Origin of the sequence: Pseudoalteromonas phenolica, from assembly GCF_005876835.1 — a bacterium.
Lineage (GTDB): Bacteria > Pseudomonadota > Gammaproteobacteria > Enterobacterales > Alteromonadaceae > Pseudoalteromonas > Pseudoalteromonas phenolica_B.
In genome coordinates, this window is sequence record NZ_PPSW01000006.1 from 205345 (window position 1) to 232298 (window position 26954).

Annotated in this window: 17 protein-coding genes; 14 read left to right on the forward strand and 3 right to left on the reverse strand. The window is 37.4% G+C overall.

The features are described from left to right. Positions 1-91: 91 nt before the first annotated feature. The gene (locus C1E24_RS03445) at positions 92-1168 is read left to right on the forward strand and encodes a sensor histidine kinase (protein WP_138478749.1); all 1077 of its coding nucleotides are present in this window, start codon (positions 92-94) and stop codon (positions 1166-1168) included. Beyond that, positions 1161-1985: a LytR/AlgR family response regulator transcription factor gene (locus tag C1E24_RS03450; protein WP_138478751.1), complete on the forward strand. Its 825-nt coding sequence runs from the start codon at positions 1161-1163 to the stop codon at positions 1983-1985. Before C1E24_RS03445 ends, C1E24_RS03450 begins: the two co-directional genes overlap by 8 nt. Before the next feature lie 61 nt (positions 1986-2046). Here the strand turns inward: C1E24_RS03450 and pyk are convergent, their stop codons facing one another. After that, entirely contained in the window at positions 2047-3480 is a 1434-nt protein-coding gene (pyk, locus tag C1E24_RS03455; protein ID WP_138478752.1) for a pyruvate kinase, read from the reverse strand. Positions 3481-3892: 412 nt separating this feature from the next. Between pyk and gndA the strand changes: the two genes are divergently transcribed. After that, complete coding sequence (gndA, locus tag C1E24_RS03460) at positions 3893-5266, forward strand: NADP-dependent phosphogluconate dehydrogenase (RefSeq protein WP_138478754.1); 1374 nt, start codon at positions 3893-3895, stop codon at positions 5264-5266. A gap of 70 nt (positions 5267-5336) precedes the next feature. Here the strand turns inward: gndA and ansA are convergent, their stop codons facing one another. Together ansA and sppA are read right to left on the reverse strand one after the other, a co-directional pair. Beyond that, a complete protein-coding gene (gene ansA / locus C1E24_RS03465; RefSeq protein ID WP_138478756.1) occupies positions 5337-6347 on the reverse strand; it encodes an asparaginase in 1011 nt (336 codons plus the stop codon). A 64-nt stretch (positions 6348-6411) separates the two neighbouring features. Beyond that, on the reverse strand, positions 6412-8286 hold the full coding sequence (sppA, locus tag C1E24_RS03470; RefSeq protein ID WP_138478758.1) for a signal peptide peptidase SppA: 1875 nt from the start codon (positions 8284-8286) through the stop codon (positions 6412-6414). 215 nt (positions 8287-8501) lie between these two features. On the opposite strand from sppA, the gene C1E24_RS03475 reads away from it, so the two are divergent. From C1E24_RS03475 to C1E24_RS03525, 11 genes are all read left to right on the forward strand, one after another. Beyond that, positions 8502-10463 carry an FAD-dependent oxidoreductase gene (locus C1E24_RS03475; RefSeq protein WP_138478760.1) on the forward strand — a complete coding sequence of 654 codons (1962 nt, stop codon included), beginning with the start codon at positions 8502-8504 and terminating at the stop codon, positions 10461-10463. Positions 10464-10773: 310 nt separating this feature from the next. Beyond that, complete coding sequence (locus C1E24_RS03480) at positions 10774-12078, forward strand: tetratricopeptide repeat protein (RefSeq protein WP_138478762.1); 1305 nt, start codon at positions 10774-10776, stop codon at positions 12076-12078. After that, positions 12068-13270 (forward strand): FecR family protein, encoded by a 1203-nt coding sequence (locus C1E24_RS03485; RefSeq protein WP_138478764.1) that lies wholly within the window; start codon positions 12068-12070, stop codon positions 13268-13270. The genes C1E24_RS03480 and C1E24_RS03485 overlap by 11 nt, the downstream gene beginning before the upstream one ends. Positions 13271-13492: 222 nt before the next feature. Beyond that, complete coding sequence (locus C1E24_RS03490) at positions 13493-18952, forward strand: Ig-like domain-containing protein (protein WP_171040749.1); 5460 nt, start codon at positions 13493-13495, stop codon at positions 18950-18952. A gap of 12 nt (positions 18953-18964) precedes the next feature. After that, entirely contained in the window at positions 18965-19783 is an 819-nt protein-coding gene (locus C1E24_RS03495; RefSeq protein ID WP_138478768.1) for an MBL fold metallo-hydrolase, read from the forward strand. Next, complete coding sequence (locus tag C1E24_RS03500) at positions 19780-22002, forward strand: CHASE2 domain-containing protein (RefSeq protein WP_138478770.1); 2223 nt, start codon at positions 19780-19782, stop codon at positions 22000-22002. Before C1E24_RS03495 ends, C1E24_RS03500 begins: the two co-directional genes overlap by 4 nt. Positions 22003-22011: 9 nt before the next feature. After that, complete coding sequence (locus C1E24_RS03505) at positions 22012-23649, forward strand: HD domain-containing phosphohydrolase (protein ID WP_138478772.1); 1638 nt, start codon at positions 22012-22014, stop codon at positions 23647-23649. 28 nt (positions 23650-23677) lie between these two features. Next, on the forward strand, positions 23678-24430 hold the full coding sequence (locus tag C1E24_RS03510; RefSeq protein ID WP_138478774.1) for an ABC transporter permease: 753 nt from the start codon (positions 23678-23680) through the stop codon (positions 24428-24430). After that, entirely contained in the window at positions 24427-25086 is a 660-nt protein-coding gene (locus C1E24_RS03515) for an ATP-binding cassette domain-containing protein (RefSeq protein WP_138478775.1), read from the forward strand. The genes C1E24_RS03510 and C1E24_RS03515 overlap by 4 nt, the downstream gene beginning before the upstream one ends. After that, a complete protein-coding gene (locus C1E24_RS03520; protein WP_138478777.1) occupies positions 25076-26113 on the forward strand; it encodes an MlaD family protein in 1038 nt (345 codons plus the stop codon). Before C1E24_RS03515 ends, C1E24_RS03520 begins: the two co-directional genes overlap by 11 nt. Further along, positions 26110-26931 (forward strand): hypothetical protein, encoded by an 822-nt coding sequence (locus tag C1E24_RS03525; RefSeq protein WP_138478779.1) that lies wholly within the window; start codon positions 26110-26112, stop codon positions 26929-26931. Before C1E24_RS03520 ends, C1E24_RS03525 begins: the two co-directional genes overlap by 4 nt. Positions 26932-26954 lie beyond the last annotated feature (23 nt).

The following is a 26954-nucleotide window of genomic DNA, read 5'->3' on the forward strand; positions in this document are numbered from 1 at the left end:
GGTAAGCCGATGAAATTATGAGATTGGTAGCAGTGCGACACACTGATACATTACGTATAATTTAGGGATTAAATAGGAGTTATATAATCCGTTGAAATGGCAAGCTTTAGTCGATAACCGACAACGATTCTTTTGGGTGCTTCAAATTGCAGGCTGGATTGGCTATGCATTGGTCAATTATATTGGCTCAAAAGTTTTCGAAATGAGAGATATATATGTATTCGTCATTGTATTAAATGCCTATGCTGGGTGTTTAATGACAGTGCCGTTACGTTACCTCTATAGAATTATATGGAACTCTAAACCTTGGGTTTTAATCGTTGTTGTTTTTAGTGCTTCATACATTACCGGTACCCTTTGGTCAGTCATTCAAAAATTCAACTTGTGGGAGATATACCGTCATGGTTACAGACCCACTGAATGGTTTTATTATTTCCAACAAGGCTTAGATTCTGTTTATATCATTCTTTGTTGGAGCGGCCTGTACTTTGGTATTAAATACTATCAGTTATTGCAAAGTGAGCGTCAAAAAGCACTTAAAGCAAACACTATGGCGCACGAAGCGCAGTTAAAAATGCTTAGGTATCAGCTAAATCCTCACTTTTTGTTTAACACACTTAACGCCATTTCTACACTGATACTTGTTGAAGAAAATAAAGATGCCAATCAGATGGTATCTAGGCTCAGTGACTTCCTTCGTTATACACTCAATACTGACCCCATAAAGAAAGTACCATTAGAACAAGAAATTCATGCTTTAAATTTATATCTAGAAATCGAAAAAGTACGTTTTGATGAACGACTATCAATTGATGTGAGCATGACAGAAGAAGCGAAACATGCGCTAGTACCAAGCTTGTTGTTGCAACCATTAATCGAAAACTCAATCAAATATGCCATCGCTCATATGACTGAAGGCGGTAAATTAGAGATAAAGGCGCAAGTCTTTGCCAATGAATTATTATTAGAAGTAGGGGACAATGGACCCGGTGCTGAAATAGAAAATGGCAAATTATTGAATGCGTCAGGAGTGGGTATTGCCAACACTCAAGATAGGCTTAAAACTTTATACGAAAATAATTACTCGTTTGCTCTATCACATAACACACCAAACGGGCTAAAAGTAAATATTCGCGTTCCATACGAGAAGGCAGAAAGTAATGAGTAGAATTAAAACATTAATCGTTGATGACGAACCATTAGCAAGAAAAGGCCTTGCTGTACGTTTAAAAGAATTTGAACAATTAGAATTAGTAGATTTGTGCCCTACAGGCGAACAAGCCATTCAAGCTTGCAATGAAAACGACATTGATTTGCTATTTTTAGATATTCAAATGCCAGGAATGAATGGTTTTGAAGTTGCCAAAACGCTCAGTGAAAAGCCAGGTCCGATGCCTGCTGTTGTGTTTGTAACGGCGTTCGATCAATATGCGGTGCAAGCATTTGAGATCCATGCCCTCGATTATATTTTAAAACCCGTTGATGACAACCGATTAGAACAGGCGGTGGATAAAGTGCAAAGCTATTTAAAAACACAGCAAGATAACGCCCATAAAAAGAAACTAGCTAGTTTCGTTGCTGGTATTACAGGTAATAACTGTGAAGAAATCTTGAAAAAATTAGCAACAGGTGATGCGTTAGAAGACAAAAAATACCCTGAATCTTTGGCTGTAAAAGAGCAGGGCGAAATAATTCGTGTCACTACGTCATCAATACAATGGGTTGATGCTGCGGGAGATTATATGTGCCTGCATTGCAACGACGGAAAAACACATATTCTCCGTAAAACAATGAAAGAACTTGAACAAGAGCTAGACCCTGCGTTATTTGTTCGTGTTCACCGTTCAGCAATTGTGAATACTAAACAGATTAGCAAATTAGTTACACAGACAAGCGGCGAGTATTTATTAGTGCTAGAAAACGGGCAAGAATTAAAAGTGAGTCGTAGTTATAGAGATAAAGTAAAAGCAGCGCTTGCAAGTTAATTTTTTTGCACAAAAAAAGAGCAGATTTTAAGCTGCTCTTTTTTCGCAATGAGTACCGAGTTTATACAGTAATTATCTTCATTGTATTAGTTGCACCCACGGTTTCCATCTTGTCACCGTGTGTAAGTATAACGGTATCACCTTTTTCAAGTGAGCCTCGTTCAACGAGTGTATCTAGTGCGTCTTTGATCATACATTCTTGATCATGTTTAGTTGAATCAAAGTATACTGGGTATACACCACGGTATAGCGCTGTTTGACCAAGAGTAGAAGCATGACGAGATAATGAGTAAATAGGGTGACCAGAGCTAATACGTGACATTAGCTTTGCAGTTTTACCTGACTCAGTTAGCGTTACGATTGCTTTCACGCTGTCTAGATGGTTTGCCGCATACATAGCAGATAATGCGAGTGTCTCTGAGGTGTCTGAGAACATGCTGTCTAAACGATGTTTTGAAATATGAGCTTCAGGTTGTGATTCAGCGCCTAAACATACACGCGCCATCGTCGCTACCGTTTCTTCAGGGTAATCACCTGCAGCAGTTTCTGCAGAAAGCATAACTGCATCTGTGCCATCTAATACTGCGTTAGCCACATCCATAACCTCTGCACGTGTAGGCATAGGGTTATCAATCATTGATTCCATCATTTGTGTTGCTGTTACAACAGTACGGTTCAAAGAGCGAGCACGGCTGATAATTAATTTTTGCTTGCCAACTAAAGCAGCATCACCAATCTCAACACCTAAATCACCACGTGCAACCATTACTGCGTCAGAGGCGAGCACGATATCATCAATTGCCTCAACGGTTTCTACGGCTTCAGCACGCTCGATTTTTGCAAGAAGTTGAGCGTTAGAACCGGCTTTTTCAGCAAGTGAACGCACATAACGCATATCGTCGCCACTGCGTGGGAAAGAAACAGCAATATAATCAACACCAATTTCAGCTGCAGTGATTAAGTCTTGTTCGTCTTTTTCAGTGAAAGCTGGTGCAGTTAAACCACCCCCTAAACGGTTAATACCTTTATTATTTGATAACACACCACCGACTTTAACTGTGGTATGAACAAGTGCACCCTCGACCGAGTCAACAACTAGCTGAATTAAGCCGTCATTCAATAGAAGTAGGTCACCTTGTTTTACGTCTTGTGGCAGTTCTTTATAATCGATACCAACAGCTTCAACAGTACCTTCACCTTTAGCCATTTCAGCATCAAGAATAAATTTAGCGCCAACTTCCAGGTTTACTTTACCATCTTTAAAAGTAGAAACGCGGATCTTTGGGCCTTGAAGGTCAGCTAGGATTGCAACATGTTTGTTCAGTTTGGTTGCTATATCTCTTACAGCTTGTGCTCTGTCTTTATGGTCTTGAGCAACGCCGTGAGAAAAGTTTAGGCGAACTACGTTTGCACCCGCTTTTATGATTTTTTCTAAGTTGTTATCGCGGTCAGTTGCAGGTCCAAGGGTTGCTACAATTTTTGTGCGTCTAAGCATCAGGTTCTCCTGTAGGCCTATTTAGATAGGTAGATATTAATGAATGCGAAATAAAACCAACAAATTTAAGCAAAGATAGCTCAATATTTGATTAAAAACGCATTAGATGTTGAAAGAATTTGCATTAACTCTTTTTAACACCGTAATTAAGTTATATGATCTATATGACATCATTATGACACCGGTGTCAGGATGCGTCAATCACAAGATTCTGGTGTCTTTATATACAAATGAATCAAAAGAAACCCAGAAGGTATGGTGTTAAACCATTTTTTCTTGGAGATTCTTAACCCCATATAAAATTTGTTTGTATAAAAGATTTAAATAGTAGTAATTGGTATCTTACAAAGCTAAGACATATAATAGGCTACTGAAGTATTGCTCAAATTAGTTGTTACCGAGGAGGAACTTAATGCAAGTTGCATTAGTTGGTTTAGGTGTAATGGGTAAAAACCTTGCACTAAATCTCATTGAACAGGGTTTAACGTTAGTTGCCTACGACAGAAACCCGGACGCAGGTGCTGAGCTTTTAAGCTGTGCTCAGTCACTTGGCTTAGCTGAACGCTTGCACATTGTTTCTGACCTTGGTGATATGATCCGCCGCTTAGAAACACCTCGTTCAATTTTACTGCTTGTTCCTGCCGGTGAGTTAGTAGATAGAGTGTGTTCTGATTTAGTTGAAGCGGGTGTAGATAAAGACGATATCATCATTGATTGCGGTAACAGTAATTATAAAGACGGTATTGCACGAAAACTTAAATATCAAAATAAATTTGAGTTCGCGACCATGGGGATCTCAGGTGGTGCAGAGGGTGCACGTCACGGTCCTGCGATGATGGCAAGTGGTTCAGAAGGCGGCTGGGAACGAATTATTCCTTGGTTTGAAAAAGTAGCTGCAAGTTATAATGGCGATTCTTGTTTCGCTCGTGTTGGTCAGTCTGCTTCTGGTCACTTTGTAAAAATGGTACACAATGGTATTGAGTATGCATTAATGCAATTGATCGCTGAAATGTACCAACTGCTTCGACATGGCACAGGTAGAACACCAAAAGAAGTCGCAGAAGTATTCAAATCTTGGTCGGAAGGTAATTTAAATAGCTACTTACTATCGATTTCAAGTCATATTTTAGAGCTTGAAACGGATAATCAAGAGTCATTAGTTGATCTAATTGATAACAAAGTTGGTGCTAAAGGTACGGGTCTTTGGACTGCGCAAAATGCGTTAGAGTTAGGTATTGCAGTACCTTCGTTAGTCGCTGCAGTTCAAGCGCGTCACTTGACCAATACCATCGATACACATGCTGCGAAAGAAATGACTTATGCATCGCAGCAAACGGCGAAAATAGATATTGATTTAGATGAGCTTAAATCAGCTTTCTATCTTGCAAGTCTGCTATGTTATCGCCAAGGTTTAGCGTTAATCAAAGGAGCTTCACGTGCACACCAGTGGAAGGTTGACCTTGGTAAAACACTACAAACTTGGCGTGCAGGTTGTATCATTAGAGCCGATTATCTGGATGATATTGCTGAAGGTGTGGAGTTCATCGATACTTTACAAGCAGAGTCTCTAGCACTTCGCAAAGTAACAGGTCTTGCAGTGTCATCTGGCCTTGCGTTCCCTGTATTGAGTTCTACACAAACTTATATTGCGACACTAAGCACACCGAGTAACGGTCATCTTGTTCAAGCGCAACGTGATTACTTTGGTGAGCATGGTATTAAAACCCATTCGGGTGAAACGTGCCACCTAACAGATTTAGTCGAGATTGACGCAAAAGTCAGATAAAGTACTAGTTAAATTAAAAAAGGTCAGCGTTTCTGACCTTTTTTGTATCCAATAGATAGAGACTCAATTATTATCGAGTTAATTCACCACGTAAATTATCTTGCATAAGGTGTCTGACAGTTTCTAGTTCTAAATTCTGACTAAATAAATAATGTAGCTTAGTTAGACACGCTTCTAACGTCATATCATAACCGCTTAACACTCCACAATTTAACAGCGCATTGCCTGTAGCATACCCCCCCATATTCACTTGGCCTTGAATACACTGTGTGAGGTTAACAATCACGGTGCCATTGTCTGTGGCATTTTTAAGGATCTCAAGAAACTCAGGTTGCTGTGGGGCATTACCAACACCGAAACTAAGTAAGATTAAGCCTTTGACGTCTTCGGTGATGACATTTTTAACCATTTCAACCGAAATACCAGGATACAAATATAAAATTGCTATTTTTTGTGACTGCACCGAAGTTACTTGCAGTGCTTGCTCAACATATGGACTTAATTTTCCCTCAATCAACTGAATGTTTATACCTGATTGAGCAAGGGGAGAAAGATTTGGAGAAGCAAAAGCATTGAAACCATCAGCATGTGCTTTTGTTGCTCTATTACCTCTAAAAAGTTGATTGTTAAAGAATAAGCTCACTTCAGCAATCGGGTAGTTTGCTGCTAAGTACATTGCATTAAGTAAATTGACTTGGCCATCAGAGCGCAATTGTGAAAGTGGGATTTGCGAACCTGTGACAATGACAGGTTTAGTCAGGTTTTCAAACATGAATGATAAAGCTGAAGCCGTATAAGCCATGGTATCTGTACCATGAAGAACAACAAAACCATCGTATTGATCATATTTAGACTTAATATCATCAGCGATTAATTGCCAATGATGAGGGGACATATCAGAAGAGTCTATTAACGGACAATATTCATGAATATCAAACAGGGGCATTTCTTCTCGGGTAAATTCGGCATTGTTTTTAACGGTTTGTGTTAAATAACCAGCAACGGGCACATAACCACGAGACGACTGTTTCATACCGATTGTTCCGCCAGTATAGGCGATGTAGATTTTTTTTCTTTTCATAAAAATAAGCCCAGATATCTATCTGGGCTTATTATATTCGTAAGCTTGAATTTATGACAGAGGATTAGTAATTCACTTCACATGTTAAACATCGTGTGTAGATGTGATTAGGGTCATTAAACTCATTAACAATATTCAGTTGCTCAACTACTTGCTCACCAAGACCACCAAATAACTTTGATAGCTTGAACATGATGTTGTCAGATGTTCCGTCAGTTTCAAAAAATGAACTAATCATTGCAGAGCCAAATAAGTCTCTTAATAGCTGGTCTTTCTCTGATAGCGTTTGCTCGATTGTAATGACATCAAATTCTTCAAGTTGTGCAAGAGATGCCGCTGCGTTAATTGCATCTTGCTTGTCACCTAATTTGTCAACTAACCCAAAGCTTTGTGCTTGAGTAGCAGTCCAAACGCGACCCTGTGCAACTTCATCAACTGCTGATTTTTCTAATCCACGCTCTTGAGCAACTAAGGAAATAAATTTGTCATACGCATTTTCAACACCCAGCTGGAATACCTGTGAGAGCTTGTCTGAAATGCCTCTTGATAGAGAGATATTATTCAATTCCGTTGTTGCAACCCCGTCAGAATAAATACCCATCGAATTTAACGAATTCTCAAATGTTAAAATAGTGCCAAATACACCTATTGAGCCAGTGATAGTACTTGGTGCAGCCCATATTTCATCTGCAGACATTGCAATCCAATAACCGCCAGAAGCTGCAACAGAGCCCATAGATGCAATAATTGGTTTACCAGCTTCTTTAATGGCGAGGACTTCGTTTCTAATAATTTCTGAAGCGAACATACTGCCACCACCAGAGTCAATTCTAAGTACTACCGCTTTAACCTTTTCGTTCAAACGAGCCTTTTTTAGAAGCGCAGCCGTAGAATCTCCACCAATACGTCCTGCTTTGTGTTTACCATCTACAATATTGCCTCTTGCTACAATTACGGCGACTTTATTATCTGAAGGCATTTCAAAACTAGGTTGGTTATTTAACGATTCAAGATATTTGTTAAAACTGATGTTCTTAAATGTTTTCCCTGAAGCATTTGTACCTACTTGTTCTATTAGTTTTGCCTGAAGCTGTTGATCAGTTTGTAATGTATCTACCCAGTTATTTTGCAATGCATATTGTGCATAATCACCATTAACAGCCTGAATCTTTTCTAAATATTGATCTGCTTTTTCATCAAAATTACTCACTTCAAACTTTCGTGCTGAGGCAATATCTGACTTGTACTGAGCCCATAATTCATCTAACCATAACTGGTTGGCTTCTTTTGCAGCAGGAGACATATCATTACGGATAAAAGGCTCTACCGCAGACTTATATGTACCCACTCTAAATATATGCTGAGTTACTTTTAGCTTTTCGAGTGCATCTTTGAAGTAAAGCGGGTAGTTTGCAAAGCCTCTTAATTCAACGCCACCATATGGATGAAGAGAGATTTCGTCAGCATATGAAGCCAAAAAATATTGGCTTTGAGAGTAATAAGCACCATGTGCAATGACTTTTTTTCCAGATTTTTTGAAATCAATGATTGCCTGCGCGATAGCATCAAGCTTGTTTAAATGAGCACCATGTAAAGATTTCAGATTTAGTAGCAAAACTTGTATACGGGAATCCTGAGCTGCAGAGTTGATGACATTGACGACATCGTCGACCAAAATCTCTTTTGGCTGTTCTTTGCTAGAAAATACTTCGCCGAAGGCGGCATCGACTGGGTCTACGTATGTTAGCTCTTCAACTAGCGAACCATTAAGGTTTAAGTTTAAAACAGCGCCATCAGGTACGTTTACCTGCGTCTCTTGTTGCGGGATAGATAAAATAATCACAGCAAGAAGGCCGAAGAAAACTAAGTTTAATACGAGTTTTCTCGAAAAATTTATTGCGGCCCACAGGCCTTTAAAGAATTTACCTATATAAATCAAAGCTCACCTTTATTGTCTAAATCTAATCTTTTTCACTACTTTTATAATAACTGAGTTAATTTAAGAGTGTTATACCTAAAACGTAACTAAGTATTTATAAGCTTATAGAACGTACAGTTAGATCAAAATTAAGCTTTTTTAAAAGATAAACTTTGCTAATTTGTTAAAAATTGCTAAGGTCTCAGGAGGTACGACCAGTTTTGAGAAATTAATCCATGTTAGAAGCACCATTAGAATTAAAAAATACAAGGTTGCGAAATAGACTCGTTATGGGCTCGATGCATACGGGCTTAGAAGAAGGGTGGTCAAATAGAAAAAAATTGGCTGCATTTTATGAAGAGCGTGCAAAAGGTGGCACAGGGCTAATAATAACAGGTGGTTATAGTCCTAATGTTCGAGGTAAGTTGACACCATTTGCATCTTCATTTAACACAGCGTTTGATGTTATAAAACACAAAGCCTACACCGATGCAGTCCACAAGCATGATGGGAAGATATGTTTGCAATTACTCCATGCAGGAAGATATGCGTATCACCCTTTCAGTGTAGCTCCAAGCGCATTAAAGGCGCCAATTACACCATTCAAACCAAAAGCTATGTCAGTAGGGCAAATAAAAGCTACGGTGAAAAGCTTCGCTAAATCAGCAAAACTGGCTGAGAAGGCGGGTTATGATGGTGTTGAAATCATGGGCTCAGAAGGCTATCTAATTAATGAATTTATGGCACCACATACTAACAAGCGTAAAGACAGTTATGGTGGTAGTCTTGAAAATAGAATGAGGCTTGCAAAAGAGATTGTCGAAGCCGTAAGAAATCAAGTATCTGATAAATTCATGATCATTTTTAGACTTTCTGTCATGGATTTAATTCCTGAAGGTTCTACTACCGATGAAGTCGAATATCAGGCTAAAGAACTTGTTAAAGCTGGCGTTGATATTATCAACACAGGTATTGGTTGGCATGAAGCGCGAGTACCTACAATCGCGAGCATGGTACCGGCCGGCGCTTTCAGAGAAGCATCACAAAGATTGAAAGAATGGGTAGATGTGCCAGTCATTGCTGTGAACCGTATAAATACGCCTGAAATTGCAAATGAGATATTAAATGCTAACCAGTCTGATCTTATCTCTATGGCACGACCTTTATTGGCAGATCCTGAATTCTTTAATAAGTACAAGCAGAATAAATCAGAACAAATTAACATCTGTATAGGTTGTAACCAAGGGTGTTTAGATCATGTGTTTAAGGGCCAACGAGCAACATGTTTGGTGAACCCTCAGGCTTGTTATGAGCTTGACTATCCATTAGAAAAAGCCTCTAAAGAAAAAGATGTATTAGTTGTCGGTGCCGGTCCAGCAGGTTTATCAGCGGCGATATACTTAGCTAAAAAAGGTCATAAGGTAAAAATTATAGAGCGAAATAGCTACGCGGGTGGGCAGTTCAATCTAGCGATGCAAGTGCCTGGGAAAGAAGATTTTAAAAAGACATTAAAATATTTCTTGCAAGAGGTTGAGCGTGTAAACATTAGTCTCGAATTAAACTGTGAATACTCACCTGATATGGACAGTAACTTTGATGATATTGTTTTTGCATCAGGGGTTAAACCGCGTGTAGCAAGTTTCCCATGTAAAGATGGCAAGCGTGTCTATCACTATGATGAAGTTATTCGCGGCGAAGTTGAAATTGGAGACAAAGTTGCCATTCTAGGCGCTGGTGGTATTGGTTTTGATATGGTTGCATTTCTGCAAGAAAAGCCAAAGCAATCAATTGATGAATTTAAAGCACAATGGGGCATAGAAACTGAACAGCAGCATACAGGACCTCAAAGACAGCTTTATATGTTAAAGCGAAGTGAAGGGCGCTTTGGTTCAGAGCTTGGCAAAACAACAGGCTGGATCCATAGACAGGTTGCAAAACAGCATAATGTTAAACAATTATCGGAGTGTGAATATTTAGGTTTTGACGAACAAGGGTTGAAGATTAAACATAAAGGTGAAGAGCAATACCTAGATGTTGATACCGTGATAGCCTGTATCGGTCAGGTTTCAAATAGTGAAATATTCAATAAAGACGCGTTACCAGATAATCATCATGTGATTGGTGGAGCGAAACTCGCTGCAGCGATCGATGCTAAGCGAGCAATTTTTGAAGCGCTTCAGGTTGCTCGAAAAATATAGTCCTTTCTAAATCCATTAAAATAAAGCCCGTCTTGAAAAAGACGGGTTTGTTCCTTTTGTAGACACTGACGTACACACAATCTTGATTATACTGAAAATGTAGACAGTACGATCTGTTAATTTTTTCTTTGGCAATATAGCTAAGCGAAAAAGTTTTATATTTGGTACATATCACCTTCTTAACAGGGTTTTTCTTTATCCTTAAATCTGCTTGAAGGTGAAGGCAGTATGAAAGTGAACTCGTTTGTATAATAGCCGTTTCAAACCTGCTTACTTTGATTCATAAACTTTTTAATAGTTAGGATCAATTATGTGGCGATACACTTTTTATTTATGTTTTTACATGTTTATTGGGTGTAGTTTTTCAGTTGCTTCATCAGAGCAGACTCTTTTGAAGATCTCATCAGCATTTAATAAACAAAAAACAGAAGAGTCATTTCGACTTGCTGAAATGTTTTTCGATGAATTAGCTGGGACACCTGAGTTTGATGCTTTATATGGCAAAATTTGTCTCAAATTAAATAAAATTGATGAGGCCGTATTTGCGTTTGAGCGAGCAGTCTCTGAAAAGCCAAATGATTATAGCGCTTACTACCTGTTAGCTTTAAGTTATGCCAAACAAAAGAACCTGAACCAATCAGAACGAACACTTAATACTTTACTTCTACTTCCAATACCAAATGATCTGAGAATAAATATTGAGGAGACATTACGTTTTGTAAAAAGTAAAAGGCAAACTTTAGACTCTAATATAAGTCAGCGTATTTCGGTTAACTTGGGATATGATTCAAATGTGAATAGTGGTTCATTAGACGACCGGGTGGTTGTTTCGGGAATAGAAATTTTATTAGATGAAGCGAGCCTAGAATCGTCAGACAAATTTGCTCGGTTTAGTTATGAGTTTAATGGAAAGTGGCAAAATACACAGTATGATGCTTGGCGATTAAATCTTAATTTGTCTCAGCAAGCACATCATAAGCTTTCTCAATTTAACAGAAATCAGGCAAATATCGGCTTTGGATATGAATATGCCAAATCAACTTATCGTTTTAATCTGCTGGGACTCGCTTCAGTTATGTCACTAGATGAGGCAACTTATCAACAACAAATTGGTATAGCTTCTAGCATACAGTTTCAGTTGATGAAAAGTTGGGCGTTGGAAATAAATGGTAAAGCATCATCGATTAATAATGTTCAAAATGAAAATCTAGATAGTGATATTTTAGAATTAGGTTTAGGTTTCCTATACTTTGAAAAGAGCTTTTTAGCAAAAGTCGCTCTTGTAAATGGTAAACAAAATGCTGATTTACCGATTGCCAGACATTATGGTCGAGACTACAAAGCTGCCTCTGTTTATTTTTCTTATAACTTATCTTCTCTCCATGAATTTGTATTTAGTAGTCAATTCAAAAAGGTTGAGCATCACGACATCCACCCATTCTTTCTGATTTTGCGCGATGAGAAAATACTAAATGCCTCATTTGAATGGCGTTATAACTTATCCACGCACTGGCGGTTACTAACACGCTTTAGTCATTACGAAAAGGCGAGTAATTTAGCAATTTATGAATTCGATCGAAATGAGTTGTACCTAGGAGCTAGTTATGAGTTCTAAACAGCAAATACTTTATCTTTTTACCATGATTAGTTTTGGGTTGTTCATTAAAAACGTTGATGCACAGCAACAACACGCAGGAAAAACGTTGCTTGCAAAAGGGACTGTTGAGGCTATTTCTCTTGAAACGTCTGAAGTAAGGAGTTTAAAAAGAAGAGCCCCAGTCTTTAAGGTTGATAAAGTTTCAACTTATCAAAAGAGCCAAGCGCAATTGAAAATGATTGATGGCGCTCTTTTGGCACTCAAAGAGAATACAGAACTACATATTGAAGAGTATTTTTTAAGTGCTGAAGGTAACAATGGCTCTGTTGTGATGGAATTAGTCTCAGGCGGCCTACGAACGATTACTGGCAAAATAAAAGGTAAGTCAGAAAACTACAAATTAAAAACACCAGTAGGAAGTATTGGGATAAGAGGCACACATTACGAAGTAGAATTAGTAAATGGTGAATTATTTTTGGCAGTTTGGGATGGAACTATAGAAGTATCAAGCAGTATGCTTTCAGAGCCCCTTATTCTTGGCAATGATGGTACTCACGCATTCGCAAAAATATCTGATGGTGGTGAAGTTAAGCCTCTATTAAAACCACCAGCAGAGCTTAGCCCACTCTCAGGCCAAGTAAAAAAAGACACAGAAAATGAGAAAGAAAAAATTACGGAATTAGTGAGCTCTGTTAATTCTGAAAAGCCAAACCTTGGGCTCGCTACTCAAAACAATCAACAACCTTTAAATACAGAAGATATAAAAAAGACCCTTGAAGATACCAGTTTCTTAACCGAAGAAGTGTTAGATACTTTCGCAACAGAGGATACAGAGTCTTTGTTGGCTGAGCGAACTGGTATTATCGAATACTCTGACGTAGAGCAATTTGCAATCACATCAAGTAAAGGCGCTGTGAGCGACTTCTCAATGCGTATCAATGTAGATTTTGATAATGGCACAGTCCCCTTGGGTGAAATGTCATTCTCGGACAATGGTGGCGAATGGTTTGCAACTTTTAATGGCTTAATCAACACAAATGGCATGCAACTCGGTGTTAATTACGCGAGTCATGGGCAAAATTTGGCTGATGGAGATATCAAAGCACAATTCAGTGATGAGCTAAGTAAAATAAGAGGGAATTTCAGCTTATATGAAATTGACAATATAACGACCACCGCGGGTGGTTTATTCGTCATTAAAGAGAAGTAGGTTTACAAGATGAAAAAAATCACTCAGCTTTTTTGTCTGTTACTAGTAACTCTAATTCTCGGTTGCGGTAGTGAGAAGAGTTCAGAGCAACCCATACCTAATAGAAGTCATTCTGATGGTGTTCAGGGCACTTCTTTTAGCAAGCACATACATCCTTTTTCTTACAAAAGAATGGTCAAAGGTAATACCTTTAGGAAATCTCGACTTGTGCCTGCAGACTTCATGAATTCGAAAGCACAAATAAACACCCCGCAAAGTGGCGATATTATAAAAGGAAATATAACTGTCACAGCAGATCAAATTGAAGATGAAGAGGGGATAAAAAAAGTTTGGTTAGGTTTTTCACAAAGCGATAAAGCATTTCTATTATGTAGCGAGAATTGCACATCGCCTTACCAACTTTTTGAAACAGGCATTAATCCAAACAATTTCAATCAATCACTGGGATCAATACAGCTACAAATTTGGGTTGAAGATTTACAAGGGAATGTGTCTATAGCACAAAGCCGACAGTTTAACTGGTTACCTGAAAAAGTCATCATGCGTGAAAGCATAAGGGAAGATGACTCAGTCACATTAAATTGGTTAGCATCATCAAGCATATTACGATACAACGCTTATTTGTCTGAGTCACCCATAGATGATTTATCTGATTTTATTCTGACTGAGCCAAACCAACGTATGATATCCATCACCAACAACTCTCATGTGTTTGGGAAACTATCAGCGAGAAAAAACTATTATGCGAGAGTGACAGGTATTGATGGTAGTGGTGAGAGTGCCTTTAGTGAAAATATATTGATCTCGGCACAAGAAGTTATTTTTCCAAGAGCTGTTAATGATGAATTTTTAATTGAACAATTTGAGTCATTAAGTGGAAATTTACTAACAAATGACCAAGATAATGGCCTGTCCCCAATTATATTAGAGCTTACGCCATTAATTGCCCCAGAGCATGGTGAGTTGAACTTGTTTGAAAATGGTGATTTCACTTACACGCCACAAAATAACTTTTCTGGAATAGATAGTTTTAAATATAGAATTATAAACCCACAAGGTCTTACATCTGAGGCGATTGTAACGATTACAATAAAGCAAATAAACACAGCACCAGTTGCATTATTCAATGAGTTTCTAGTTTCTGCAAACAGTGAATTCCGTGTCATTTCAAACGCTCTCATACTCAATGATATTGATTTTGATGGGGGACAATTATCTATCAGTACTATACCAGTTAAAGATGTTGAACATGGCACTTTGCTTTTAGATAGTTCAGGTTCATTTAGCTACACGCCCGAACAAGGGTTTATTGGTGAAGATTCGTTTACTTATCAACTTCAAGATGGACAAGGGGGGGAAGACACCGCAGAAGTAAAACTTACTGTTGTTGAAGAAGTAAATCAACCTACTCACGTGAGTGTAAATGATGTTTATTTACTAAATGAAGATGAGGTATTGATAATTGATTCGCCTGGTATCTTAGGTAACGACATTGGAGAAAATCTAGAGTCATATAATTTATCAATATCTCAAACGACTATGAATGGGGTTTTAGAGCTATCAGTTACTGGTTCATTTAGGTATTTCCCAGACGAAAATTTTTATGGCTCTGATTACTTTATATATGAAGTTGAAAACGCTGAAGGAGTAAAAACATCAGCGTTCGTATTGCTGAATATCAGCGCAGTTAATGATGCACCTATCACGCAAAATGATGATATAACAGTCAGTCAAAATCAGTCTATCACTATAGCCGTTTTAGAAAACGACTATGACGTTGACAGTGAAATAGACAGAGCAAGTTTGCAGATTATCGAGCAAGCGACGCATGGCGATGTAACATTAAACCTAGAAGCAGGCACAATTGAATATAAAAGTGCCACAGATTTCAGAGGACAAGACAGCTTTAGTTATGTTGTTTCTGATACAGAGGGGTTAGATTCAAATCCATCAACAGTCTATCTTGATGTAACGGGTCCAAACAAAACACCGATTGCTATGAATGATAGTGCCGTGACTCAACAAGACACATCGATTGAAATAAATATTCTAGATAACGATACCGATATTGATGGCACTATTGATTTGAATACCATCAAGCTATTGGCTGAACCACAAAATGGTACAGCTACTTTCTCTGTTGAACTAAGTAGAATGATTTACACGCCTAAGGAAGGCTTTCATGGCACAGATGTTTTAACTTATAGTTTTAAGGATAATGAAGGGGCTTCTTCAAATGAAGCCACAGTCTCTATTACTGTCACTAGAGTTAACAAACCGCCTATAGCCATTGACGATACTTTTGATGTTGATGAAGGCACAGCGCTTGAGCTGAATTTACTACAAAATGATTCAGATACCGACGGCGCCATTAATATTTCAACAATGGAAGTAATAGACGCTGCCCAATTCGGTGATTTAGAGGTTTTATCTTCTGGTAATGTGTTATACACAAATACTGACCAAAGCACTGCATTAGATAGTTTCACATATCGGTTTAAAGATAATGAAGGTGTATTTTCTAATAGTGCAACTGTGACAATAAACATTTTAGAAGTAGATACTTCTCCCATTACACAGAGCGATAGTACTGAAACATTCAAAAATCAATCTATAAGTTTAAATGTTTTAAATAATGATGATTTCAGAGGAATAGCCATCTCAGAATCACCTTTAATCATCGAAACTCAGCCAAGTCATGGTGAAGTTTCAATCGTGAACCAAACAGGCGAAATAAATTACACACCTAATTTCAATTTTGTCGGTAACGACACATTGAGCTACAGGGCAATAAATAGTAAAGGTGAAAGTTCACTGCCAACATCTGTAACTATTTTAATTAATAATAAAAACTATGCTCCGACCATTGAAGCTTTAGTGGTCGATATAACAACAGAATTTAATCAAGGAGATATGATCGCAACGATTACAGCATCTGACCCCGACAATGATGACATTGTTTATACGTTGTCTGGAGAATCTGCTGCATTATTTACCATAAATAACATAGGCCAAGTTACTATTGGTGATATTGAGACAATCATTGCTAATGGAGATGCGCAATATAGTGTCGTGACTAAGGTATGTGATGTGATTGATCCTCCGCTGTGTGCTGAATCTACACTAACAGTTAATGTTGAAGAGATCTTACCCATAGAAATAGCCGTCCTTAATAGCGAGTTTGCGAATGCAGGCATTGCTTCGATTAATTTAAGGGCATCACTTGAGCACCATGAAGTGGGTAAAGCCATTACTATTTCTGACGGAAGTATATTTATAGCGTCAGGCATTGGTCATTACGACGAAGTTCAAGGCAGAAATATTCACAGAGCAGTTGTAACAAAAGTTACGCCATTTGGTGACATTGACAACAGTTTTGCTCATGAAGGGGTATTTGAAACGGATTTAGGTATTCAAGTTGATGGGTTACCTCAAAATGTTGTCGCACAAAATTTAGTCTTTGATGATGTAAATAAATTTGTTTATGTTTCAGGTTATATAGACCAAGTCAGCTCCCAAGACTTCTTCATAATGAGATTGACTGAGCAAGGGGAGCTGGATACAAGTTTTGCGAACACAGGTTATTTTATTGTAGCTTCTGACACGGATAAAAAAGCGTCTTCAGTAAGCTTAATACTTGATTCGAATGTGCTCATTGCTTTGATTAATGACACCACAAGTATCGATGGTGCTGATCTGACTGAGGCAAGGCTTATCCGTTTTGATTTATCGAATTTTTCTGTATCTCACAGTGCAGTTCTCATTGCAGAAGTTGGCAGTGAAGCAAGCGGATTTACACTGTTATCAGATAATAAATTAATGGTGTTTGGCAACACTCAAAATTCGGGCAACAATTTAGATATTTATTTAGCAAAATTGAATACCGCTGATCTGTCGTTAGATAGCAATTTTCAAAACGCGGGCTATCTTCAGTTAGACATAGCCAACCAAAATGTAGATAACAGAGTGAAGTCAATGATTGTTTTACCTGATAATCAATTGATGCTGACAGGTGACCATTTAACCTTTGCAGGTGACTTCTCATCACCAAGTAAATATAGTCTCTTTTTGTTAAAAATGGCTCAAGACGGTAATCTTGATACGACTTTTAATGAGTTAGGTTACCGAATTTATGCTGAAGAAGACTTGCCTACTCATGATAGCGATAATGATTTGTTAAGTTTAAGCGCCCAAGGAATAGATTTAAAAGCCGTGTCGGACTCCATATATGTCACAATTAATCGTGAGATTTATAGTAGTAATAAAGCAGTGCAATTAATGAAGGTTGGACTTGACGGAAAAATAGATGCGAATTGGTCTGCACCTTACTCAGGTGTAACAGTTTATGATATTGAAGGCATAAGGAGCCATGGCACTTTATCAACCACCTCAGCATTAGTCTTATATGGTCATAATCACGGTAATATTGGATATAACTATTTTGCAAGTCAGTGGCTTGCTAAAGTAAGTTTAACTGGTGGATTAGACACTGAATTTGGTTTTCAAGGTCAAACGACTTTAAACTCTTCATCCTCTGATGAGGTTGTCATTGCAAGTGCGAAACAAAGCGATGGCGATTTACTCCTTGCCGGACATGCCCTTAATTGGCAAAACGAACGTGTGCCTTATATTTATAGCTTAGACTTTACTGGAAATGTAAATCAATCATTTGGCGATCAAGGTTTAAGTAGGCTTAACTTCTACTCTGATGCTAATTCAACGTTTTTATCAGTTAACGATGATGATTCACTGTTTTTAGTCGGCAATGAAAGTGACAGCTCGGCATTTATTTCAAAATTAACCTCATCTGGCATACCTGACAATTTCTATGCTCATGGAAATGACGTCAGTTATTTACCGTCCTCAGATTTTACCGCTGAATCAATTAAACCTTTGTACATACACGAACTAGCAAGCCAGGAACAATTATTATTAAGTGATATTTACGATGGCTGCATCACTAAATCAGTTGGCGTTTATTTATCTTCAACGGGAAGCAATTTATCTGATTTTACGTTTGAGCCCCCATCAGGGTACGAATGCGCTAACACAGCCTTTAAAATAGATGAAATCAAAGTCACGGATACTGGAATATTTGGTATAGGCATTGATGGACAATCTTATACTTCTCCCCGTATTGTGATTGTGAATGTAGATAGTGAGGGTAATTTAGTCCCTGAATTTGGAGAAGCGGGTATTGCAGTCATTGATGTCGGGGCATTGCTCGGTCAGAACTTATCAGTAAATGGTTATTTGCTTGACTCATCTGGAAGTTTTTATATTTACGGGCAATTAGCTTCATCTAACTTCATCGCAAAAGTGAATAACCTTGGAGATCTCGATGTTTCTTTTGCGACAAATGGCATCTTTAATTTTAGTAATTATTCGGATGATTTAGTTACAATTAAAAAAGTTGTTTTTGACTCGCAAAATAGATTGATGCTTTTCTCTCAGTCTCAAACAATCAATGCAATGTATATATCAAGATTACGGCTTGATGATCTGACAGACTTATTAGACCTGCAGTTTAATGAGTCAGGTTTCCAATTATTAGATATTGATACCGCGGACGAACTTATTGATGTTCAATACCATAATAGCAATGACAGCTTCTTACTCGTATTACAAGATACTATTAACAAAAGAATCAGTGTGGCAGCTATTCAAATAACTGAACAGTAACAGGAGTTTTTGATGAAATTAACCTTTTATGGTGTAAGAGGCTCTGTGCCAACTCCTGGGCAAAACACAGTCAAGTATGGCGGTAATACGACCAGTATACTATTAGAAAATAAAGGTTCTGATTTTTTAATTTTAGATGCAGGAACAGGCATTAGAAACCTAGGAAAGGACATTCAAAAATATGCTAATGATATATATATTCTGTTAAGTCATAATCATTGGGATCATATTCAAGGCTTTCCATATTTCATACCTGCCTATATGCCTGAAAAAAACATAAACATAATACCGGGCTTAACAGAAGAAGATGAGCCAAATGCAATTCTTAAGCAAATGAAAGGAAGTTTTTTTCCAATAAATTCAAATGAGCTTTCAGCAACTGTTACAATCACTCCGATAAAAAACAATTCTTGGAAATATCAATCTTTTCAGATATCACGTTGCAGAATGAACCATCCAGGAGGGGGAAGCGCTTATAAAATTATTGCAGATGACAAGTTACTTGTTTATGCAACTGACAATGAATTATTTCCCCCTTACCCAGTTGCTACCACTTTTGAAAAATGGGTTCAGTTTTGCGCTAAAGCAGACTATTTAATTCATGATGGGCAGTACTTACCTGAAGACTATCCATTCAAAAGAGGTTGGGGGCATAGTCAGATACAGCATGCGTTAGATCTTGCCATGCAAGCACAAGTGAAGAACTTAGTTCTTGTAAGTCATGATCCGGATAGAACAGATGAACAAATTGACAAGTTACAATCTGAGTTACAGAAGGGGGAGTACCCGTTTAATATTCTATTTGCTTATGAAGGTTTAACGCTCATATGAGTGTGAGAGCAAATTGGTCACGTTTCAAGTTTCAATGGCTTAGCGGCTTCTTCATAATCTTACTTTGTATCTTCATACATCTTTCATTTTTAGTACCTGGCAGTAAGCAGGGCGATTTTTTTAAGCGCCTAGAAGGCTTAGCTTATGATTTAAGACTTCAGTCAACTTTAAAAATGCACCCCAAACGAGCGTTCTTACCGATCATTATTGTTGATATAGATGAAAAGAGTATTAAAAAGCTTGGCAGATTTCCATGGAGTCGCTCTGTCGTTGCACAATTACATAAAAAGCTGGTAGACGCAGGTGTATCCGTCATTGCTTACGATGTGTTGTTTTCTGAGCCTGAAATAAACCCGATTGATAGGGTAATCAATAAGAGCAAAAACGCTATACTTAATAACGCGCTTAGTCAGATCAGAGACAACTATGACGCAGATAAAGCGTTTTCTACTGCTTTAACAGAAAGTGACTCTGTAATAGGTTTATTGCTAGAGCACAATCAAACTTTGCAAGTTGGCACGCTGCCAGAATCTGTTTTTCAAAGCGATGTTTTAATTGAAGCATTACCAGCCCCTGAATTCTCTGGTTATGTAGCTGGTCTTGAGCTTTTACAACAAAGTGTACTTGGAAATGGTTTTATAAATAGTGCGCCTGATGAAGATGGATTCGTAAGATACGCTATGTTGTTGGCAAAGCACAATGGGAAGCTTTACCCTTCTTTATCACTCGAAGTCGCAAGACTTTATACCTTATCGGATAATATAAAAGTTGAGTCTACAGAGTTTGGTGATAACTATACGATCACTGGGTTAAAACTAGGTATGGAAACAATTCCAACCGATGACTATGGTAGAGTGGCGATTCCCTTTAGAGGTCCTGCATTTAGTTTTCCTTATGTTTCTGCAAGTGATGTATTAGATAGTAAATTTGATGCAACTTTATTTGATCAATCTATTGTGTTTGTTGGTACATCCGCAGTCGGTCATGCTGATTTAAGAACAACCCCTGTCGGGGTTCAATATCCAGGTGTTGAGGTTCATGCAAATCTATTAGAAGGATTAATCTTTCCAGAGTTATTACCTAGTAGACCTGATTGGATAGACGGCGCAGTAGTTTTAGTACTTCTCGTTGTTGGGCTAGTCGGTGTTTTTGTTTTACCCACACTCGAACTGACAGGTATTGTTGTATATTCGTTTGTTTCTATCAGTTCGTTTTTATCATTAAATATTTATGGTTGGAGTCTGCATTATTTAGATTTCCCTCAAGTCTCAATTTTAGCAATGTTGATCCTCCAAGTAGTCGTACTAGGTAGTTTGAGCTTTCTAAACGAACATAATCAAAAGGTCCAAATCAAGAGTATTTTTGATCAATATGTACCACCTGCCCATATTCAATCGATGTTAGATAACCCCAAATCGCTGTCTATGTCTGGAGAAAAAAGATATATGACGGTTTTATTTGCAGATATTCGGAATTTTACTGCTATTTCAGAGCAGTTAAATGCGTCTGAACTGAAAGCGTTACTTAATCTTTATTTTACTCCTATAACGCAAATCATATTTAAGCATGAGGGCACGATTGATAAATATGTTGGTGATATGGTTATGGCTTTTTGGAATGCACCTCTAAAAGTGAATAAGCATGAACAACACGCAGTGTTATGTGCTCTTAAAATGCAGCGTCAAGTTCAAGAATTAGAAAGCGAACTTGCAAAACAGAATATGCCAAAACTAGAAATTGGCATTGGCATTAATTCTGGTGATATGAATGTCGGGGATATGGGTTCAGTTTATCGTAGAGCATACACAGTAATAGGCGATGCAGTGAATTTAGGATCAAGATTAGAGGGTATAACTAAATATTACGGCGTCAAAATACTCGTTAGCGAATTAACCTACTCAACCTGTAAGGACATCACTTTTAGACCTATAGACAGAGTTAAAGTAAAAGGAAAAGAAACGGCGGTTTCTATCTATGAGCCTGTGGGATTAACAGCGGAATTAGATTCTGAAAGAATTAAAAAAGTTAATTTACATAAAAAAGCATGGTCTTCATATTTAAGTCAAAATTGGGATGAATCATTACTAGGATTTACTACACTTATGAATAATCACCCAGAAGAAAAACTGTATTCTATTTTTTGTGAGCGAATCAAAAATCTAAGAACGACCGATCTGGGTGAGGATTGGGATGGTAGCTATAAACATGTTACTAAATAAGGTTTAAAAATGACCCAAGCAATTGCTGAGAATCCAAATACTATTGATGCAAATGGCAGTCAACTTGCATTAGAGCACCTACTAAAGTTAGCAACAGATCTTGCTTCTGAACGTTGTACTGAACGTTTGCTAGAAAATATATTGTTAAGTGCTATGGCTCTGACAGAGTGTGATGGAGGGACCATATATTCAGTAATAGAGCATGAGTACTTAGGGTTTGCGACATTAATTAATAAACCGTTAGAACTTCATTTAGGTGGTACTTCAGACAAAGACATTCCGTATTCTCCGATTCCTATATTTATCAATAATAAACCGAATGAAAAAGCGCTCGTGGCAATATCAGCAGCGACTAGAAAGCCCATTTGTATTGAAGATGTTTATGCTTGTGCTGAATATGATTTAACCGCTGCTAGGCAAATGGATGAAAAAACGGGCTATCACACGCAATCCGTACTAACTATCCCACTTGAAAACCACGAAGATGAACTTAACGGGGTTTTGCAGCTTATTAATCCTAGAGTAAATGGACAAGTTGTGCCTTTTACAAAAACGCAAGTAAATTTAATATGTTCAATTGGAGCTTTGGCTGCTGTGGCGCTCACCAACAGGCAGCTCATTGATAATATGGAAGAGTTGTTTCAATCTTTCACACGCTTGATTGCAAAAGCCATCGATGAAAAATCACCATACACTGGTGGTCACTGTAGAAGAGTGCCTATATTGACCATGATGATTGCAGAGGCCGTTCATCAATATCAAACAGGCCCACTTAAAGATTTTACGATGAACGACGCTGATAAACATGAGTTATCAGTCGCTGGCTGGTTACATGACTGTGGCAAAATCGCTATTCCAGAGTCTGTAATGGACAAATCAACTAAGCTTGAGTGTATTTTCGATAGAATCGATTTGATAAAGAGTAAAATAGAAATAGCTAAAAGAGATGCAGAAATTACTTATTTAAGAAATAAGCTTAATACTCAAGGTCGTGGTATCGAAGAGCTTACACAGTTAGAAGGTGTTTATCAGCAAGAAATTAGTTATTTAGAATCTGAGCTGTCATTTTTAAAGCAAATAAACTTAGGAGGCGAGTTTATGTCTGATACTTTCAAACAACGTGTATTAGACCTTGCTGAACGCTTTAAAGTAACAATCGACGGCGAAGTCCAGCCAATCTTGTCAGACAATGAAGTCAAAAATCTAAATATCACTAAAGGCACGTTAACCAACGAAGAAAGAGACATAATCAATAAGCACATGGATATTACCATATCTATGCTTGAAGCTTTGCCATTTCCTAAACATTTAAAACGTGTTCCAGAGTTTGCTGGTGGCCATCATGAAAAGATGGATGGTACTGGTTATCCAAAGGGGTTAACTAGAGATCAAATGTCAGTACCAGCAAGAATGATGGCGATTGCTGATATCTTTGAGGCGTTAACCGCCGCTGACAGGCCTTATAAAGAGGCAAAACCACTCAGTGAGTGTTTAATGATTATGTCGAAAATGACGCAGCATGATCATTTAGATCCAGACTTATTTGAGATATTTCTAAAGTCAGGTGTTTATCTTAATTATGCGAAGCAGTTTTTAAAACCTGAGCAAATCGACCATGTTGATTTGAGTAAATTCACAACAAACTAGTTCACTTAAGACAAAAAGAGGAGGGGGGATGCTCAGATTAGGGTTTATTCCATTTTCCTATTATGTCATTGCTGATTGCTTTGATTTTCACAGTCATAAATCAATCAGCGCAGAAGTGTTATTTAAACAGATCAGATTTACAGGCCTTGAAGCCTTGTCTCTCATTTTTACGATCTCTTTTGTATTGAGCGTTTTAATCATAGCGCAGGGGTACCCAATCCTCACCTCTATAGGCCAACAAGCATTGATATACGACATACTGATAGTCAGTATTGTCCGTGATGGCGGCCCATTTATTGTTTGCTTTATTGTTTTGGCACGCTCAGGCACCGCAATCACTACGGAGCTTGGCAATATGGTTGTGGCAAAAGAAATGGATGCACTCAATGCAATGGGGATTTCACTCATTTCATATCTTGTTGTCCCCAGAGTCTTGGGTATGCTTTTTTCAGTTATTTTATTGATGAGCTATTTTGTGTTAGCAGGCACCTTAAGTAGTTTTCTTACTGTGTCACTGTTTAATCATATGCCTTTGGTACGTTTTATAAGTGAGCTTTTAAATCAACTAACGCTTGTAGATTTGATCATAATGTTTGCTAAGGTTGTTTTATGTGGGTTGTTAGTTGCACTCATTTCATGTTTTCACGGTTTAAAAGTCAATAAGGCAATAACAGAAGTACCGCAAAGGAATATAAAAGCAGTTGGTCAAAGTTTAACTATAATTTGTATAGTCCATTTAGTTTTGAGTTCGACCCTATTACTTGACTTAGGTGTTTTATGAACCTTTCATTACGAAAAATACATCATAAACTGCAAGGACGAGATGTTTTTAACAACTTGAACTTAGAAGTTCAATGTGGTGAATGTTGTGTAATTAAAGGTGTTTCGGGCTCTGGTAAGTCGCTACTATTTAGTATGCTCTGTGACATTGTTAGACCCCAGAATGGCTGTGTTGTATATAACAATGTGTGTTTACCAGATATGGATAAATCGCAATATTACAGCTATAAAAAACAAACAGGCGCTATTTTTCAACTACCAGCACTGATCTCAAACCTTACTTTAAAAGAGAATTTACTTTTACCTCTTAATCAATTTTGTAACGATTTAAGTTATCAAGACAAACTTAAAATCATTGAATCTAAATGTGAAGAAATAGGTTTACACAATCAGTTAGAGCTGAGAACCGATCATTTATCGATTGGTATGGCATCACTAGTAGGTGTAATAAGAGCAACCATACTTCAACCTAGCGTTATTATTTGGGATTCACCAATTTGTGAAGTCGACTGTCATTGGGCAGACTATGAAATTAATCTAATTAAAAACTTAAAAAATTCAGGGGTAACTCAGATCCTATTTTCTAACAGGCGGGTTATTTCAACCCTTGCAGACTCAGTTTATCAGCTTAAATCGGGTTTATGTTATGCAGCATAATTTAGCGAAAGAGCATAAATCAGTGATTGTGTTTGTATCAATAGGTGTTTTGTTTCTAGTTATCACAGTTATTTCTGTATTGAGTTCGAATTATACCTTTGCAGATAAAAAATATTTTTATACAGAGCTTGATGATGCGCTCGGTTTAAAATCTATGCCACTAATTTATTTTAAGGGTATAGAAATAGGACGAGTTGAATCATACGAGTTTAATTTCGAAACAAAAAAGATCACAGCTAATTTTTGGATCTTATCAGAATACATTCCACTATTAACAAAGCATTCTATTTTAAAAAGCGAGCAGCACCCGATATTTGACGAGGTTTACTCGTTCACACTTTACACGCCTGAGTTGTCTTACAGTAAAGAAGATGCGCCAGAAATAACAGCTGGGATGCTAATACTTCACGCTAGCAGTGATGCTGCAAAAGCGCTTGAAGCATCATATGGGGCGATATTACCCAAAGACGACCTTGATTCTATTCTTGAAAATATAAATTCGCTGCTTACCAATCTTCAAAAAGAAGATAACCCAAACGCAGGGTCTTTATTTAGAGCACTAGACCGAGTAGCAAAAATAAGTGAGCAGTTATTACGGATCACAGATTCAATAGAAAAAAGTGGCATTGTAACTAAAGCTGATCAAACCATTGAGCAAACAGAAACGTGGTTAAAAACACTTCCCATTATTGCTGAGAAATTAAATGAGTCTTTAGTCAGAGTCGATAAACTATTGATCACATCTGAGTCAGTTATTAGCAACTATAAATCGCCAGACGAACTGGTCGGCAGAGTAACAAATAATCAACTGCCATTGGTGTTGGGTAACATTAATCAAAACTTAGTCTTGGTAAGAGGCATGTTATCCGAGGTTCATACAGAAAGAGCACAATTGATGATGACTATCTATCAAAGCCAACAAGTGTTGTCTGAACTTGAAAAAACATTACAAGCATTAAATAACAATCCAATTTTAAAAGGTGGGATTAAAGAGGTTGATGATGCGCTTACGGTAGAAGTACAATGAGACATAAAATAGTATTTAGCATATTACTCATTTTTCTAGCTGCATGTTCCCAAGTAACTGACGAAAAAAAAGTAAATAATGAAGTGAATAAACTAGCACTAACTTGGTATCAACTTGCAGAAAAAAACCGAGTTAATCATGAGTTCTCAAAAGCATTAAAACACTATAAGTTATCGTATGAATTTGCATTGCAAAGAAACAACTTAAGGTTGCAATTGTTTATTTTAGCAAGGCAGGCCCTAGTATTAAGTCGACAAGGTAAGAAAGCGCAGTCTTCAGAAAAACTAAATTTTGCAAAAAATCTATTAGTACATGAAATTCCAGAGGCCACTGAAGAGTTTAATATTTTACAGATAACAGTACTAAAAAACTTTAGACAACATGAAGAAGCATTAGACCTATTAAAATCAAACAAGGGGTATTTCAAAACAGAAGAGCAAAAGATATATGCAAATTGGGTGGAACACGAACTTCAGTCTGAGCTAAATAAACAAAGTTCAATTAGTGATTTATCAAGCAATGTGAATAACGATTTTAATTTCCTTTACAAACTATACGAAGAGAACAAACTAGCAAATATAGAAATATTAGGTTACGTAGGCATACGATATCTGAATATACTTTCTGACAATAAAGATCCAAAAATCGAAAAAGTGTTAAGGGATATGTTACGTTTCTTTTCTGAACAGGAAAACGCTACTAAAACGTCACAGTGTTATAAGATTGCAGCAAATTATTACGCCTCTATCGCTGAAATCGAGAAAGCCACTTATTTTTCAGAAAAATCAAAGAAAATAATATTTTACCTAAAAAACTAACTTTCAACCGTAAATGTAAAAAA